The organism is Streptomyces sp. NPDC002676 (assembly GCF_053592455.1).
Genome location: NZ_JBSFVT010000005.1, coordinates 139,887 through 156,163 on the forward strand (window position 1 = coordinate 139,887; position 16,277 = coordinate 156,163).

Here is a 16,277-nt window from a genome sequence, read left to right on the forward strand (position 1 = left end):
TCCGCCCTTTCAACCCGGTCGCTCCAGCCTTCGCCAACACCGTGCTCGACGCGACCGGCGTCCTCCTCGGCCAACTCCCGCTCAATCGCGACCGGGTGTGGCTGGTCGTGCGAGACGCGGGCCTGACGGATCGGCAGGTGGGCGACTCGTGGTGGAACGCTGCCTGTCAGCCGACCTGCTGCACCTTGATCGCGTCGCTCACCCGAACCGTCCCGGCTGCAAGGACGTTCAGGTAGACACCGAGCACGATGCCGGGATCCGCCGGGAGTTCGTGGACGGTCGAAGTACGCGTCAACTGGCCCGAAGACCGACCGCCAGCGTCAGTTCAAGGACCCGGTGTGGCGATGCGAGATCCGGAAACAGCTCCCGCAGCTGCGACATCCGGTACCGGACTGTCTGGGGATGGACGTACAACGCTGCCGCCACCTCGTCCCGCCTGCCCTGGTGCAGCAGCCACGCCCGCAGCGTCTCCTCCAGCCGCCGTGCGGTCGCGACAGGCAAGGTGTGCAACGGTGCGAGGGCTCGGGCACGCAGGTCTGCGAACGCGTCCACGTCGGCGCTCAGCACCAGCTCGGGCAGGTGGTCCTCGGTGTCGCGGATATCAGAGGAGAGGGAGCGCGCGCGTGCGGCTCGTGCGTACGAGGATGACGCACGAGTCCATGGCCGGGCCGGGCCGACCACGGCGGTGCGGTCGGTCAGCTGCCGCAAGAGATGTGATCGGTCGGAATCGGGGACGAGCAGCACACCGGTGGCGTCCGGCAGATCGTCGAGGACGAGGGTGCTCGGGTCGAGTGTGCGGTAGGCGGGCCGAGCCTGGGCGGCGGGCAGCAGGACCGCCGTCAGCGTAACCGGAGGCTGCCATCCGGCCCGTTGAGCAGAGGCCAGCAGCACGTCCGGGCTCGCGCCGGCGAGGAGGTCGCGGGCCAGGTGTTCCAGGTGGCGCTCGTGGGCCCTGCCCCGGGCGGCCAGTTCGTCGGCGTGGCCCGCGGCGCTCGCGGCGGAGAGCTCGTCGATGTAGGCGAAGGTCAGCTCGGCGAACTTGGCGACCTCGGCGGCGGGCAGACCTGTGGACACGGCGCCCGCTGCCAGGCATCGCCAGGCCACGCGGGCGCCGACGCGGTAGGCGCTGAGCAGGGCGTCCATCGAACGGCCGTCGCGCACCTCGCCGCGGCCCAGCTCGTAGGCCGCGTCACCGCCGTCGCCGCCTGTGGCGTTCCCGCTCGCGAGGTCCAGGTAGTGCCCCAGGGCGGTGCGGACGGCTCGGCGGATGGTGGCGCCCATGTGGCCCGTCAGTGCGTTGGCGTAGGGAGGAACCTCGTCGATGATCGCCTGGACGACCTCGTCGGCGGTGGTCTTCAGCGCGGCCCGAAGTGCGGTGATCGTCGTCTCATCCAGGGCCAGTTCGCTGGCCCTCTGGGTTACACGACTCACGTTTTTATTTCCTGCGAACAATTCCACCCACCAGATTCACGTCCTACGGTCAGGACTTTACGCCCTGAGACGCAGCAAGCTGGAGTCATGACGAGTGCAGCCCTTCGCAGCAGGGCGTGGAAACTGCTGGAGATGGTCACGACGCCGCTGCTGCCGTCGGACTACCTCGACCTGGTCAGCCCACTGCGTGCGGGCGCCGACCTGCGGGGGCGCATCGAGGCCGTGCACCCCGAGACGGATGACGCCGCGACTGTCGTGATCAGGCCGGGACGGGGCTGGCGCGGCCACACAGCCGGTCAGTACGTGCGGATCGGGGTCGACGTCGACGGCGTACGCCTGTGGCGTGCCTACTCCATCACCTCGCCGACGAACCGCCAGGACGGCCGCGTCACGATCACCGTGAAGGCGATCCCGGACGGCAAGGTCAGCAACCACCTGGTCCGCAGGGCGAAACCGGGCACGCTGATCCAGCTCGACCAGGCGACCGGTGACTTCGTGCTGCCGCAGGCCAAGCCCGCCAAGGTGCTCTACCTGACGGCCGGCAGCGGCATCACGCCCGTGATGGGCATGCTGCGCGACACCGAGTTCGACGACGTCGTCATGGTCCACTGCGCGCCACAGCCGCAGGACGTGATCTTCCGCAACGAACTGCACGACCTGGTCGCGGCCAAGAAGCTTCGGCTCACCGAGGTGCACACCGACACGGACGGCATGCTCGACATCGCCCGTCTCGACGAACTCGTGCCCGACTGGGCCGAGCGCGAGACCTGGGCGTGCGGACCCGCGGGCCTGCTCGACGCCGCCGAAGAGCACTGGAGCGGGCACGGCGTCCAAGAGCGCCTGCACACCGAACGCTTCCGCCCCGGCATCGTCGTCGCCGGCGACGGCGACGGCGACGGCGGCGGCGGCGAGGTCACGTTCAGCGCCACCGGCAAGACCGTCGACGCGGACGGCGCTACGCCGTTGCTGGACATCGGCGAGGAGGCCGGCGTGCTCATGCCGTCCGGGTGCCGTATGGGCATCTGCTTCGGCTGCGTCACGCCGCTCAAGGCGGGCGCCGTCCGCGACCTGCGCACCGGCGAGATCACCGAGGCCGAGCCGGGCGTCCTCATCCAGACCTGTGTGTCCGCCGCGGCGGGCCCTTGCGACATCGAACGGTAGGAGCACTTTGACCGCCATTGACCCCACCGCCCACCTGACGGCGGAGCAGATCGAGGAGCTAGGCCGCGAGCTGGACGCGATCCGCGACGAGGTGATCGCCGGCCGCGGGGAGAAAGACGCCGCCTACATCCGTAGGGTCATCTCGGCGCAGCGCAAGCTCGAGTTGGTCAGCAGGAGTGTGCTGCTGTTCTCGATCTTCCCGCCGGCATGGCTGCTCGGCACCGCCGGTCTGTCCGTGGCGAAGATCATGGACAACATGGAGATCGGCCACAACGTCCTGCACGGCCAGTGGGACTGGATGCGGGACCCGAAGATCCACTCCACCACTTGGGAGTGGGATCACGTCTCGCCGTCCGAGCAGTGGAAGCACTCGCACAACGAGCTGCATCACACGTACACCAACGTGATCGGCAAGGACAACGACCTCGGCTACGGCATCATGCGCGTCGACGAGGACCAGAAGTGGCACCCGTTCCACCTCGGTCAGCCGCTGTGGAACTTCATCAACGCCTGCTTCTTCGAGTACGGCATCGCAGCGTACGACCTGGAGCTCGGCAAGAACCTGGACAAGCGGCGCCGCAGGAACCCGGAGTTCCGCGCGCGGGCCAAGGACGTGGGCCGCAAGATCCGCAAGCAGGTGCTCAAGGACTACGTGATCCACCCGCTGCTGTCGGGCCCGTCGTTCCTCCCCACGCTCGCCGCCACGTTCACCGCGAACCTGGTCCGCAACCTCTGGTCCCACTCGGTGATCATGTGCGGGCACTTCCCTGAGGGCGTGCAGGTCTTCGAGCGCCGGTCGATCAAGGGAGAGACGCGCGGCCAGTGGTACCTGCGCCAGATGATGGGCTCGGCGAACATCAGCGGCAGCAGGGCCATGCACTTCATGACCGGCAACCTGTCGCATCAGATCGAGCACCACCTGTTCCCGGACCTGCCGAGCAACCGGTACGCCGAGGTCGCGGTGAAGGTGCGCGCGCTGTTCGAGAAGTACGAGCTGGAGTACGTCACCGGACCGCTGCCCAAACAGGTGTTCTCCGCGTGGCGCAAGGTCTTCCGGCTCTCGCTGCCGAACAAGAAGCCCGAGGTCAAGACGCCGGACCGTGAGCAGGAGCTCGTCGCCGCCTGATTGTTACAAGCGCCTGGCTCACGAACCCGAGGTCAGGCGCCCTTGTCCGCAGGCTCCAGAATCGCCACGCACTCCACGTGATGCGTCATCGAAAACACGTCAGGAGGCACGGAGAGAGGAAAAAGTAAAGGTCAGAGCGCTCTGGCGGTGTTCGGGGCGGCCAGCGAGGTGCTGGAGCGTCACAACGCGGCGGGCTTCTCCGGGGGGCAAACCCGACAGGCCACCTGCACGAATGGCTGGTCTCAAACGCTTACGTTCGCGCGTGACACCCGGACCCAGGCCGTGCCTCGGACCGGCCCGACATGACGAGCAGCCACTATTCGGAATCAGGGTGCATCTGCACCCACCGGCCGTTGATGAACTTCATCTCCACACCGTAGAACGGCTGGGGCGGGGGGACCGGCCGCTTGCCGCGGTGTGGCGCTGTCGGCTGCTTGGGGCGGTCGGCGGACTGCACCTTCGCGGCCCCCGGCTTCATTTTCGCGTCGCGCTTCCGCAACGCTTCGATCTTTTTGAGGAGTTCGGCGCGGCTGATGTCTTTCGGCGCCCGGGTGAGACCGGGCGGAGCCGCCGAACGGGTCGGCGAGCGGTCCGTGGCCGACTGGCAGGCGCGGTGCACCGGCTGTCCGTCCGCGGCGAAGACGAGCTTCTTCCTGGCCACCGGCAGGCGGCATACCGCACAGCGCTTGAGCGCGGGCTTGGGCCTGAACGTGTCGGACACGATCCCCCCGGATGGTGATGCCTTGGTGGGACAGCAGGATAGGCGCGCTGATGACAGCTCGGGGGAGTTCGAGCGAAATGTGAACGCTCCTTCTTCCATTTCCACTGTGTCCCGACGACCGCAGGGCTCAACCGAGTCAGCCGTTCTCACTCCTTCCGGGCCCCTGTTGAAGTGGCCGCCCCGAGGAAGGCCAGCGGCCGGTTTGGCCGCCAACGGGGGCACAGGTGCGAGATGCGCGAGGCTCGGATCAAGACCGGCGGGCGGGGGGATCGCCGGAACGCTCAGCCCTCGATGTGATAGCGGCTCTGAGACACGACGGCTTGGCGGATCTTGGTGGTGAAGTCGACTGTACGGGCGATCCGGTCCACGCCGCCGGCCTTGTTACGGCGCAGGACGCTCTTGAAGTTCTGGTCCAGAGTTCCTGTCATGCGGAACATCAAGTCGTCGCTGAGATGGTCGAGATCGATATTGAGAAGGTCCCGCGGCGACGGCTGCCGTAGCCGTGTGAGGGTGTAGGCGGACATGGCCGCCAGCGGGTAGAGCCAGTTCTCGAGCGAATCCCCCAGCAACGGGCGGTCTTCGGCGTACCGAGTGAGAAACGTGCGCAGCCTGGTGTGCACATCGAGACACAGACGGTAGATGTCCAGATCGTGCCGCGGCGAGAAGATCAGGGCGTAGTGCTGGTCGTCGAGCAGCAGCGCGTCGGAGTGCCGCAGCGCGGTGTGCGGTTCGCGCAGCACGAAGGCGGTGAACTCGCGGGCGAGTGTTGGCAGGCTTGCGCGACCATGAACAGCCCGCAGACGAGAAGCCCGTGCGCTCCTTGGCGGGGGCAGGCATCACCTCAGACACCTCCAAGGGCGTTCGACTTTGCAGAGGCGAAGGCTATGACCTGTTGGTCGCCAAGGGCCCCGGGGCGCGTCTACCGCAGGTGTGTGTCATCACTACGCCCTCGCGTCAAGTGCTCGCTGGAGGAGAACCCGGGGGTGCGGTGCCACCGCCGGAGCTACAGCGGAAGTGCCCTCCGGCCGCGTCTGCAGGGGCTCGCCGTCGAACGCCTCTCTCACAGGCGCTGTCACAGACGCCCCTATAACGGGGGATCGGTGGATACCGCCCTGACCAGGTTGAAGACCTCGCGGGCGACATATCGCTTGAGGCATCGGATGATCTCACGACGGGTCTTGCCCTCCTGAGTGCGGCGTTCGTAGTACGCCAGGGTGCGCGGGTCGTGGCGCAGGCGGGTGAACACGATGCGGTGCAGGGCCGCGTTCGCCTGGCGGTCACCGCCGTAGTTGAGCCGACGCGTGCTCCGCCGGCCCGACGAATACTCGACGGGGCTGACTCCGCAAAGGGCAGCAAAGGATGCCTCGGTGTTCAGCCGCTCGGGGTTGTCTCCCATGGTGATCCAGAGGGTGGCTCTGGACCGCCGCCGACCGGTGCTCTGCGCAGCCTGTGGGAGCCATCTGTCGGGTTATCCATGCCTGCCCGGTGAACCATCTGTGTCTGCCGGGTGACCGGCAGATCCCGCGAAAGTCATCCGCCGGGAGTTCGACAGTGCCGGCACGTGCTGGGTGAGTGCGCTGCCAGCCCCCTCGACGCCTTCGGCACCGGGATGGACGACGCCACCGCCGTCCTGGCCGTTCCCGCACCCCGCCCCGACGGCGAAGCACAGCTGTGAGCGAGATGCCCGCCGACACGAGGCGCACTCCTTCTGGGCATCACCGTGCTCGTGACCGTCTGGCACCGCATCGAGGCCGTCGGCTGTTCCTTCCGCCTCACCAACTATTGACGGCGCCCTTGCCGTCCTCCGCTACTGAGCGCGGGCACCGCACCGGCGCGAGGCGGCCAGGTGCTGGGATCGCAGCACTGATCGGGTCGACCGAAAACCAGCCAGGGAACCAGCCATGCCCATGGCCCTGCTGTCTGTCCATGGTGGGCATGGTCTGATCCGTCGATGCACCTGCCGGCAGGACTGCAGGCTGCGCCGTGTAAACGGATTGACTCCTCGTGTCAGATCCGCGATTCCGTGAGCACGGTGGCTGAGGCGGCGTACGGCGTCGGTGCAGCCCAGTGCGTTGACGCCTATTGCGACCGCGGTTCCCTGTTCGCCGAGAGCCAGGTCCTAACCGGCACACACGCAGTGAAGGCCCGGTGGATACCGGGCCTTCACATTTGAGTAGCGGGGACAGGATTTGAACCTGCGACCTCTGGGTTATGAGCCCAGCGAGCTACCGAGCTGCTCCACCCCGCGTCGGTACGGTGAACTGTACGGCACCGATCGGAATCGGCCCAATCGACTTTCGCCTGCGCTCGAAGCGGGCCCGATTGCTCATGATCGACCGACGTGGCCACTGCTCACCCGGTCTGGATCCGGATTCTGAGTTCGGGTGCCGTTGGAGGACGGGCACACCTGGAGAGGTCTCCATGAGCTGGTCGGCGCTGCTGGTCCAGGCCGGACAGGTGTAACGTCCATGCGCCCTTCCCCCGTTGTCAAAGGCGAGCAGGCTCACCGTGCCGGTCGAGGCGGCCGGTGGATGGAGCACCGGCAGGTCATCAATGGGATCTTCGTCCGCATGCGGACCGGCATCCCTTGGGGACCCTCCGACTGTATGCCGCGTGCTTCCGCCGTGCCGCCGCTCGCAAGGACCTGCTGGCGCACGTATTGCAGTGGTTTCACGCTCGCACAGCAGTACGCCCTGCACCAGGCTGCTGCAGGGAGCGAGCGGTGGCAGCCGGGACGGTCGTGATGGTGAACGCCGGCGAGGCCGCGGTAGCCGACATCATTCCTAGGGTTTGTCGCGGGTGGCGGCCAGGCCGGGGACGTCAGCGAGGGCAACGCGGGCGGTGATGCGTTTGCCGACCGGCCCGCGCCGGGCTTCCACGCCCTGTGCGACGGCCATTACGATCTCCAGGCCGTGATGTCCGACGCGGCCGGCGTCCGAGGCCCGCGCCACCGGCAGCACCGGGTTGGAGTCCCACACGACGACCTCCACCACTTCGCCCGTGATCTGCAGTTCCATCAGTACGGGTCCGGGCGCGCACGTGCGGGCGTTGGTGACCAGTTCGCCGACCACCAGCTGGGTGAGGTCCACGGCACGCTGCGAGACCGGTATGCCTTGCCCGCTCCGGGCGTGGACGAGAAAACCTGCGGCCAGGTGGCGAGCCTGGGCGATGCAGGTGCCGTCCCCCTCCAGGGCCATGGCGGTTTGCAGAACACGGGCGTCAGGCGCGGTGTCGTCCTCCCCTACTGGGCCTGATCCCCTCACAGCGGCCATTGTTTGGCGGGCAAGGCGTGAACCTCGGCTGCGGGGGAACGTGCCGGGCGTCGGCGCTCTACCCGTCTTCGCGCTGCGGACCATGCCAGTCCAGGATGAGGACGGTGGCGTCGTCCCTGAGGTTTCCCCGACAGGCATCCAGCACCGCGGTGGTCAGGCTGCGCACGGCCTCCCTGGGGTGTGAGGCGCGGGTGTCCCACATGAGGGATGCCAGGTCGACGGCTCCTGCACCCCGTTCCTGCATGCCGTCAGTGAGCAGGACCAGACGGTCGCCGGGGAGAAGCTGGAGTTGCTGGACACGGTAGGAGGGGGGCTGCCACGCCGAAGGGAAGTTGGCCGCGAGCTGGACCTCTTCGACCTCGGTGGCGCCTTTGCGCAGGCGCAGCGGCCGGGGATGCCCGGCGTTGACCAGTTCGCAGGTACCCGTCGCGAGGCTGATGCACAGCAATTGGCCGGTGGCCAGGCCGCGGCTGTGAGTCAGCAGGGCCTCATGGGCGCGTTGAGCCTGCTGGAGCGCGGCACAACCGCTGCGGGGCGCCGCGCAGAGCGCCGACCAGGAGCGTGGCGAGCAGCGCGGAGTGTGTGTCGTGGCCCATGGCGTCGGTGATGGACAGGTGCAGTGTGTCGCGACCGAGCGTGTAGTCGTATGTGTCCCCGCCGATGTCGTCGGCCGGGACCAGGCCGGCGGCGAGGGTGAACTGGGGGGCCTCGCAACAGGAGGCCGCGGGAAGCAGCTGGTGCTGGATCTCGGCGGCGAGGCTGGTCCGGGTGGTGCGCCGGCCCACGTGATACAGGTCGGTGAAGCGGCGGTCGGTGACGATGATGTAGGCCAGTGCGTGCGCCGCGTCCTCGATCTGGGCGAGCACGGTGTCGTCGGCGTTCTGCAGCGTCGCCTCCAGCAGACCGATGCAGTCGCCGCCGTTGGTCACCGGCGAGATCATCCGCCGCCCGCCCAGGCCGTCCGGTTCCACGTGCTGGCGCTGGCTGCGCAGGACGGAGTCGTAGACGCTGCCCTCCAGGTCGATCCGCTCGGCAGCTCCCCCGTCATCATCGGCCTGTGTGATCAGGCGCAGCAGCCGAAGGCCCACGAGGTCGACGAACAGGAAGGACACGCGCTCCGCCCCGAAACGTTTGCGCAAGTCGTTCGCAACTACCTCGACGGACTCCCCCGGCGGTGCCGCCTCCGCGGCGGCCAGAAGCTGCCCCAGTTCCAGATCCCCGCCACCCATGGCAACCGCCTGTCCGTTGCCGCTCCTTCTTCCCCGGGTTCGCCCGTCTTCACCCAGTACATCAATCGCGCCCGCTCGCGGTTTTCTCTTCCGTCAGGGGTTGACGCGTTGAGCCCGCCTGGGCTGTGGACCGGCGGTGGGGACTCCCGGCCGCCTCGTCCGCCGGCGGGACATCGGTTGCCTCGGGTTCAGGTGTTCTGATCAGGCTGATCTCGTCGCCTGAGGCTAACCGCCTTCGGCGCGCAGTTGCTCGTTGATGCGCTGGGCCTCTGCGAGCTGGTCTTCGAGGATGACGATGCGGCAGGCGGCCTCTATGGCGGTGCCCTGGTCGACGAGTTCGCGGGCGCGGGCGGCGATGCGCAGCTGGTAACGGGAGTAGCGGCGATGTCCGCCCTCGGAGCGCAGCGGGGCGATCAGGCGGTGTTCGCCGAGGGCTCGGAGAAAGGCGGGTGTGGTGCCGAGCATCTCGGCGGCCCGGCCCATGGTGTAGGCGGGGTAGTCGTCATCGTCGAGAGGGGCGACGGGACGGGAACCGGCAGGCGGCATAGACCTCTTCTTTCGGGGACGCGTCGGGGGGCCCGGGTGCCAGTACCGGCACCCGGGCCCCGAGCTTTCAACACCATCTACCGGCGCACTGCGCCGGCCTTCTTGTTCCGCAGGGACCGCCTGGGAGGGCGGGGCTGCGGGGATCGCGAATGCGTGACCGGGGACCACCTTCCAATCCGGGGCCTTGCGGTACCCGGGCGGACTGCTTCCTCGCCCGGGCGATCCTGATGGCGTTCTGCTCCTTACCTCTCGATTACGCGGATACCGCGGGTGCTGCTCACAGCCCCGCTGGGGCCGTGTCCTTCTGGTCTACCTGCACAGCAGTTCATGTCTGCTGTGCCCACTTCGACTTCTGGGTACGCAGTAACGCTAACCATGCGACGTCGGAATGTCTACTCCCGCCATGACAGTTTTTCTCTGCGGAGTACACGTGAGCTTCTACCGCAGGCACTCCAGGGAGCGGGCCACTCGAATGGCGGTCCCGTTCTTACGGCACAGCAGTCCTCGGTGAGACCGGCCCAGTGCTCGCCCACGCAGACATCAAAGAGACAGGTGCCTTGTGCGGCTCGGCGGGCGGTGATGAGGGCCTTGAGATGCCGTTGGAGTCCATGGCTGCAGTCTCCGAGCGGTCGTGGGCTACCCAGCTGGTGATCAGCGAACTGGTCACCAATGCTCGCAAGCACGCGCCCGGCCCCGTCCTTGTGCACTTGTGCCTGGTCGGCGCCTCGACGACGTCACCGCCTGTCGCCCGGCCGTTCCGGACGCCTCGCCGCGCCGACCTCGGGGCCGTGGCGCCTGATGCGGCTGATGCCCGCCACGGCTGTGGCGGGCATCAGCGGAGCGCGGACAGCCGGCTGTCAGCGGCAGTGAGCAGGCCCTCGCGCAGGCGGGCGAGGCAGCGGGACAGGAGTCGGGAGACGTGCATCTGGGAGACGCCGAGGCGTTCGCCGATCTGGGCCTGGGTGAGTTCCTCCACGAACCGCATGTGGATGATCTGCCGGTCCCGCTCATCCAGGTCTGCACGCAGTGTGGGCCCGATCGGCGTACCGGTCGGACCGGCACAGGGGTTCCGAGCATCGCGCATGCGTGATGCAGCCAGCCGAGTGCGCCCAGAGGCGGGGCCTCGGGGAGGGTGCGGCAGGTGTGAAGCGAGGGGGTCGGCGGGAGGGACCGCCGGTGCCGTGCGAACCGGCACGGCGCGTCATTTCGAAGGAATGCGAAACTCGAATTCGGGACGGTCCCACGGCACGGCGGGCGGGTTCGCGAGCGCGGTCCCGGTCCGCACTGCACCGACGCGGTGGTAGAAGTCCTCGGCGGGACGATGCGACACGACCTTGACACGGTCGAGCCCGGCGGCACGGGCCTCGGACTGCATGTGCGCGACGAGCAGCCGTCCGATACCACGTCCTTGCGCTTCGTCGGCGACGAACAGCAGGTCGAGCTCCGGTGGAGCAAGGACGAGCGAGTAGAACCCGATGACCCGGCCTCCATGCTCGTCGGCGCCGACGGCCACGAAGGCGCGGTGGGCTTCGATGTAATCAGGACCGACCCGGTAGCCCGCGACTGCGGCTGCGTACTTACCCTCGTAGGCGCCTGAGCCACGCACGAGCCGCGTGAGCCGTTTGGCATCCCGCGCGACTGCCCTCCGTATCGTGATCGGCTGACTTATCGGGGAAGTGCGTGACCTCATCGGGAGAGTACTTCGCACCGGAGAGTGCCTTCCTGCGGCGGGTCGGCTGCTCGGGCAGGCGCTCCTGCCCCGCTCCCGGGAACCACTCGCCCAGGCCCCGGTCGACCACGTCACTGCCACCGTCGCCCGCCAGCAGCCACTGGGCTCCCGAAACGCTGCGGAGGAGTTGGAGAACGGGGTGGTCGACGGCTGCTTCCCCTGGGCCTGCCGCAGCGAAAGCCAGCCTGTGAAGGACGACTTCAGGCTGGCCTCGTGAGGCGGATCGTCCTCGACCTGTTCGCCGTCCCCGGCGGCTGGAGCCACGCCCTCACTGAGCCCGGGACATCGGCCTGGAGCGCACGGGATCTCCATGCGCCCTTCCCCGCGCTCCGCGCACCCCCGAGGGGACAGACAGTGTTGCAATCGCCTTCACAGGCGTTGGACTTTGCGAGAGCGAAGGAAATGACCTGGTTGGTTGCGAAGAGTTCCCGGGTCGCATGCTGCGCATCGGCCGTAAGACGGGTGTCGCCGCCGCGTCCTTGCTTAGCGTGCTCGAGAGAGGAGAGTCCGCGTGCAACGGCGCCCCCGGACACGGCAACCCACCCACTCGGAAGCCTCGCCGGGCCGCGCCTGCGGGGCTTCTCGTCGAACGCCGCTCTCACGCACCTATCACCGACTGCGTCGACTCCCCCGGACCATAAGCCCTGGCCTGGCATTAAGCGCTCATCTTGGACTGGCCTGGACGCCCACGGACAGTGTTTACAACCTGTGCCATGTGGTACCGAGGGAGGGTCCCAAGATCAAGACAGGGGCGGCTTCTGGCCCGTCAAAGCGGTATTGCAGCGTTTCGACCTTGGCTTCGATCACGGGTTCACACCTTCATCTGTCACGATCTGTCACACGCCCCCTGCGAGACCCTCCATGCCTCCGCTGCTGGAAGCGGGTGATCCGGCACCCCGTTGTCGGCGAGGTACTTGAGGCAAGACGCCCGAGCATCGTACAGACGGACCCTGCGAAGGCCGTTCGCGTCCATGATCTTGTAGGCCCGCACGGCGCCAAGTGGTCCGCGTATTGGCGATGCTGAGCGTGCCGGCGTTCAGGTCGATGTCCGACCACCTCAGGCCGCAGACCTCCGCCGGACGGAGCCCCATCAGGGACAGAAGCAGTTCTGGGGCCGGATCACATACTGGACAGGGAAGCGGGCCGGTTCGTTGCTGGGGTCGGTGTGGACGGGGACGGTTTCCAGGTGTTCGAGGAGGGTGGGGCCGCCGTACCAGTCCATCCGGGCGGAGGGTTCGACGACGTTGTCGCCGGCCAGTGCGGAGATGGGGATGACCGTGATGTCGGTGACGCCCAACGAGGCGGCGTAGGCGGTGAATTCGTCGGCGATGCGGGCGAAGAGGTCTTCGGCTTAGTCGACCAGGTCCATCTTGTTGACCGCCAGGACCACGTGCGGGACGCGCAGCAGGGCAGCGACGGCGGCGTGCCGGCGGGTCTGCTCGACGACGCCGTTGCGGGCGTCCACCAGCGCGACGGCCAGTTCGGCGGTGGAGGCGCCGGTGACCATGTTGCGGGTGTACTGCACGTGGCCAGGGGTGTCGGCGAGGATGAAGCGGCGTCGGGTGGTGGCGAAGTAGCGGTAGGCGACGTCGATGGTGATGCCCTGCTCGCGTTCGGCGCGCAGGCCGTCGTGAGCAGGGCCAGGTCGGGGGCCTCCTGGCCGCGCCGGCGGGAGGCGTGTTCGACGGCTTCCAGTTGGTCGGCCAGGACGGACTTGGAGTCGTGCAGCAGGCGGCCGACCAGGGTGGATTTGCCGTCGTCGACGGAGCCCGCGGTGGCGAAGCGCAGCAGCGAGGTGGCGGTCAGTTCGTGGGAGGTGATGGTGGTCATGTTGGAAGTACCCCTCGCGCTTGCGGTCTTCCATGGCGGCTTCGGAGAGTTTGTCGTCGGCTCGCGTGGCCCCGCGCCCGGTGAGGCGGGAGGCGGCGATCTCGGCGATCACCAGCTCGATGGTGGTGGCGTCGGAGTCGACGGCGCCGGTGCAGGACATGTCGCCGACCGTGCGGTAGCGGATCCGTCGCCGTTCGACCGTCTCGCCTTCCTTGGGGCCGCCCCAGTCGCCGGCGGTGAGCCACATGCCGTCGCGCTGGAACACGTCGCGCTCGTGGGCGTAGTAGATCTGCGGCAGTTCGATGCGTTCCTGCTGGATGTACTGCCACACGTCGAGTTCGGTCCAGTTGGACAGCGGGAAGACGCGCACGTGTTCGCCGGGGGCGTGGCGGCCGTTGTACAGGGCCCACAGTTCGGGGCGCTGGCGGCGCGGGTCCCAGGCGCCGAACTCGTCGCGCAGCGAGAAGACGCGCTCCTTGGCGCGGGCCTTCTCCTCCTCGCGGCGGCCGCCGCCGAAGACGGCGTCGAACTTGTTGCTGTCGATGGCGTCCAGCAGGGGCGCGGTGGCCTTCGCCCCCGCGGCGATCCCCTTCGCACTGCTCCACGTGGACACCGGCCACCACTTCCCCGAGGTCATCGCCTACCGCGATCGCGTGGCAACCCAGCACAACCTGCGCCTGCACGTCGCCTCCGTCCAGCAGTTCATGGACGAAGGACTCGGCCGACCTGGTGGCCGCTCCGCACGAGCTGGTCGAGGCCTACTGCGCGGCGACCGGCATCCCCTTCCTGCCCGAAACCCTGAGCTGGCAGCCCGGCGCCCGCAAGGAGTGGGCCCCGAGCGAGCGCTGGCACGCGGACGCGGGCGCCAGCAGCGGCTTCCAGCGGAAGACCAACGAGTACCGGCTCGACGTCGACCAGCACCCGGTGCTCAGCGGCTACCTGGCTCACCACCTGCCGTTCTACGAGCGCCTGCGGGAGCACCGCCTGCAGCCGTGACGGCCCCGCCGGCCCCGGGGCGCGTTCCCTGATCACGACGTCGGAGTCGTCCTGGACAGCCCCGTTCACCGTGCTGAGTTCGCGTCAGTTCAGCAGGCTGATCACCGCGTTGTGACGTGAGGGTGCGGACCCGGTGCGCAAGGGCCGGCCGTGTCGAAGTCCGCAGCCGACCGCACGTCGACAGCCCCCTCGTTCTCCCGGACCGCGTCAGCCGGTTCAAGAGCCGCGGTCGTTCCCCGAGGAGGTCCGTGACCGACTCGGTCACGTGGACCCGGTGCTCGTACGAGCGGGCGACGACGTCCTGCGGTCCCCGTCCGGCGCCGGGTCGGCCGGTGCCGGCAGCCCGCTGGGACCGGCTCCTGGGACCGGACGTCCGAGGGCCGGCTCGGTGCTCTCGCCGAGGAAGCCGCCCGACTGGTGCTGCCACAGCTTGGCGTAGGCACCGTTCGCCGCGAGCAGTTCCTCGTGGGTGCCCTGCTCGACGACGCTTCCGCGGTCGAGGACGACGAGACGGTCCATGCCGGCGACGGTGCTCAGGCGGTGGGCGACCACTAGGGCCGTACGTCCGTCCATCAGCCGCCACAGGGCGTCCTGAACGAGGAGCTCGCTCTCCGAGTCCAGCGCGCTGGTCGCCTCGTCGAGCAGCAGGATCGGGGCGTCGCGCAGGATGGCCCTGGCGAGGGCGACACGCTGGCGCTGGCCGCCCGAGAGTTTCACTCCACGCTCCCCCACCAGAGTGCCGAAGCCGTCGGGGAGTTGGTCGGCGAACTCCGTGACGTGCGCCGCCGCGGCCGCGGCGTGGATCTCCTCGTCGGTGGCGCCGGGCCGGGCGAAGGCGATGTTGTCCCGCAGGCTGCGGTGGAACATGGCGGGTTCCTGCGGGACGTAGGCGATCAGTGAGCGCAGCTCGGTCTGGCGCAGCCGGCTGATGTCCTGCCCACCGATCAGGATGCGTCCGTCGTCGATGTCCGACATCCGCAGCAGGAGCCGGGTGAGTGTGGTCTTGCCGCCGCCGGACCTGCCGACCAGACCGATACGTGCGCCTGCAGGAACGTCCAGGTCGAGTCCCTGGAAAATCGGCTTCGCGCCCGTGTGAGCGAAGGTCACCACCTCGAAGCGGATGCCGGCGTCCCGCGGTGCGAGCGGTTCGGGTTCCGTCGGGTCGAGCACGGTGGGCGGATCCAACAGCAGCTCGGTGAACTGCGCGGCCTCGGTCATCGAGCTTTCCAGGCGCCGGTAGATCTGGTTGAACTCGAACATGATCTGGGTGGCGTTGGAGAAGTAGGTGAAAGCGACGACGACCTCCTCCACTCCCTGGCCCGAGCCACCGAAGGCGATGGCGACCAACAGACCCAGCACGTTGGTCAACACGGACATGGGGGCGATCAGGGTGTCGACGCGCAGATTGCCGTAGTCCCACGACCTCAGCGTCAGGCGCCGGGAATCCGCGACACGGCTGCGGTGTTCGTCGGCCTCCCGCCCCTCGGCCGCGAACGCCCGGATGGTCTCCATGTTCACGAGGCTGTCGGCAACGTGGCCGGAGACCCGGGCGATCGCCGCCTCACGGTCATTGACGAGCCTCTGCCGGCGACGGATCAGGGGTGTCGCGGCCACCACGGTCAGCACGATCATCACAAGAAGGCCGACGACGAGCATCGGTTCGTAGCTCCACAGCACCACGGCCCCGAACAACAGGGGGACGAGACTGCCCACGATCCGGTACGTCACCGTGTCGACGAAGTCCTCGAAGCGCTTGCCGAAGCTCAGCACCCGTTTGGTCAGGGAGCCGGCGAAGTTGTCGTGGAAGAATGCCGCGTCCTTGGCGAGGAGTTCGTCCATGCCGCTCACGTACAGGTGTTCCATGCCGAGGGCGTCCACGCGGTTCAGGCAGTGCTGCCCGACCCGCCACACGGCCTCGGCAAGCAGCAGCGTCACGCCGAAGCCCAGCACGTACGGCAGCGCCGAGCTGAGGGTGAGACCGTCGTCGTCGGCGGCCTGTCCTGCCAGTTTGGCGATCAGCAGGGGGGCGATGTAGCGGGTGCCGATGTTGCCCGCGGCCGGCAGCAGCAGCGCGGGCAGGGCCAGCCGTCGTAGTCGCAGCAGTTCCCGGCCGTAGCAACGCAGTGCCAGAACGACCGCGCTCCTGCCCGGCATCGGCCCTCGCGTATCTCTTGTCCCCATCACACTCCCGAGGTTCGGAAGTCGGAATTGTCCCGTCGGGGGAGGCTCTCAGTCC

At 68.3% G+C, this 16,277-nt stretch carries 11 protein-coding genes, 1 tRNA gene and 7 pseudogenes; 4 read left to right on the top strand and 15 right to left on the bottom strand.

Features of this window, described 5'->3' with window-relative positions; translation table 11 throughout:
* Positions 1 to 166: 166 nt before the first annotated feature.
* Together ACWD3E_RS16610 and ACWD3E_RS16615 are read right to left on the bottom strand one after the other, a co-directional pair.
* Complete coding sequence (locus ACWD3E_RS16610) at positions 167 to 295, bottom strand: hypothetical protein (protein WP_451388268.1); 129 nt, start codon at positions 293 to 295, stop codon at positions 167 to 169.
* Positions 292 to 1,431: a PucR family transcriptional regulator gene (locus ACWD3E_RS16615; protein WP_451388269.1), complete on the bottom strand. Its 1,140-nt coding sequence runs from the start codon at positions 1,429 to 1,431 to the stop codon at positions 292 to 294. The genes ACWD3E_RS16610 and ACWD3E_RS16615 overlap by 4 nt, the downstream gene beginning before the upstream one ends.
* Before the next feature lie 87 nt (positions 1,432 to 1,518).
* On the opposite strand from ACWD3E_RS16615, the gene ACWD3E_RS16620 reads away from it, so the two are divergent.
* Positions 1,519 to 2,592, top strand: coding sequence for a ferredoxin reductase (locus ACWD3E_RS16620; protein ID WP_451388270.1), 1,074 nt, complete (start codon positions 1,519 to 1,521; stop codon positions 2,590 to 2,592).
* A 7-nt stretch (positions 2,593 to 2,599) separates the two neighbouring features.
* Complete coding sequence (locus ACWD3E_RS16625; protein WP_451388271.1) at positions 2,600 to 3,718, top strand: fatty acid desaturase family protein; 1,119 nt, start codon at positions 2,600 to 2,602, stop codon at positions 3,716 to 3,718.
* Positions 3,719 to 4,034: 316 nt separating this feature from the next.
* On the opposite strand, the gene ACWD3E_RS16630 is transcribed toward ACWD3E_RS16625, so the two are convergent.
* The 12 genes and pseudogenes from ACWD3E_RS16630 to cysD form a co-directional block, all read right to left on the bottom strand.
* Complete coding sequence (locus ACWD3E_RS16630; RefSeq protein ID WP_451388272.1) at positions 4,035 to 4,538, bottom strand: hypothetical protein; 504 nt, start codon at positions 4,536 to 4,538, stop codon at positions 4,035 to 4,037.
* A 182-nt stretch (positions 4,539 to 4,720) separates the two neighbouring features.
* Positions 4,721 to 5,179: a hypothetical protein gene (locus ACWD3E_RS16635; protein ID WP_451388273.1), complete on the bottom strand. Its 459-nt coding sequence runs from the start codon at positions 5,177 to 5,179 to the stop codon at positions 4,721 to 4,723.
* 344 nt (positions 5,180 to 5,523) lie between these two features.
* Positions 5,524 to 5,883 (bottom strand): annotated as a pseudogene (locus tag ACWD3E_RS16640) (transposase); the annotation flags it as partial.
* A gap of 730 nt (positions 5,884 to 6,613) precedes the next feature.
* Positions 6,614 to 6,687, bottom strand: a tRNA-Met gene (locus ACWD3E_RS16645).
* 535 nt (positions 6,688 to 7,222) lie between these two features.
* A complete protein-coding gene (locus ACWD3E_RS16650; protein WP_451388274.1) occupies positions 7,223 to 7,636 on the bottom strand; it encodes an ATP-binding protein in 414 nt (137 codons plus the stop codon).
* A 133-nt stretch (positions 7,637 to 7,769) separates the two neighbouring features.
* Positions 7,770 to 8,940, bottom strand: a pseudogene (locus tag ACWD3E_RS16655) (PP2C family protein-serine/threonine phosphatase).
* Positions 8,941 to 9,165: 225 nt separating this feature from the next.
* Positions 9,166 to 9,486: a MerR family transcriptional regulator gene (locus ACWD3E_RS16660; RefSeq protein WP_145880717.1), complete on the bottom strand. Its 321-nt coding sequence runs from the start codon at positions 9,484 to 9,486 to the stop codon at positions 9,166 to 9,168.
* Between the two features lie 832 nt (positions 9,487 to 10,318).
* Positions 10,319 to 10,513, bottom strand: a pseudogene (locus ACWD3E_RS16665) (sigma-70 family RNA polymerase sigma factor); the annotation flags it as partial.
* Positions 10,514 to 10,687: 174 nt separating this feature from the next.
* Positions 10,688 to 11,176 (bottom strand): GNAT family N-acetyltransferase, encoded by a 489-nt coding sequence (locus ACWD3E_RS16670; RefSeq protein WP_451388275.1) that lies wholly within the window; start codon positions 11,174 to 11,176, stop codon positions 10,688 to 10,690.
* 910 nt (positions 11,177 to 12,086) lie between these two features.
* Positions 12,087 to 12,321 (bottom strand): annotated as a pseudogene (locus ACWD3E_RS16675) (site-specific integrase); the annotation flags it as partial.
* Positions 12,309 to 13,045: pseudogene (locus ACWD3E_RS16680) on the bottom strand (sulfate adenylyltransferase subunit 1); the annotation flags it as partial. The pseudogenes ACWD3E_RS16680 and ACWD3E_RS16675, both read right to left, overlap by 13 nt.
* Positions 13,046 to 13,049: 4 nt before the next feature.
* Positions 13,050 to 13,610, bottom strand: a pseudogene (cysD, locus tag ACWD3E_RS16685) (sulfate adenylyltransferase subunit CysD); the annotation flags it as partial.
* A 1-nt stretch (position 13,611) separates the two neighbouring features.
* Here cysD and ACWD3E_RS16690 point away from each other — a divergent pair.
* Positions 13,612 to 13,779: pseudogene (locus tag ACWD3E_RS16690) on the top strand (phosphoadenosine phosphosulfate reductase domain-containing protein); the annotation flags it as partial.
* Positions 13,775 to 14,041, top strand: coding sequence for a hypothetical protein (locus ACWD3E_RS16695; protein ID WP_451388600.1), 267 nt, complete (start codon positions 13,775 to 13,777; stop codon positions 14,039 to 14,041). The pseudogene ACWD3E_RS16690 and the gene ACWD3E_RS16695, both read left to right, overlap by 5 nt.
* A 261-nt stretch (positions 14,042 to 14,302) precedes the next feature.
* Here the strand turns inward: ACWD3E_RS16695 and ACWD3E_RS16700 are convergent, their stop codons facing one another.
* Positions 14,303 to 16,222 (bottom strand): ABC transporter ATP-binding protein, encoded by a 1,920-nt coding sequence (locus ACWD3E_RS16700; RefSeq protein ID WP_451388276.1) that lies wholly within the window; start codon positions 16,220 to 16,222, stop codon positions 14,303 to 14,305.
* Positions 16,223 to 16,277 lie beyond the last annotated feature (55 nt).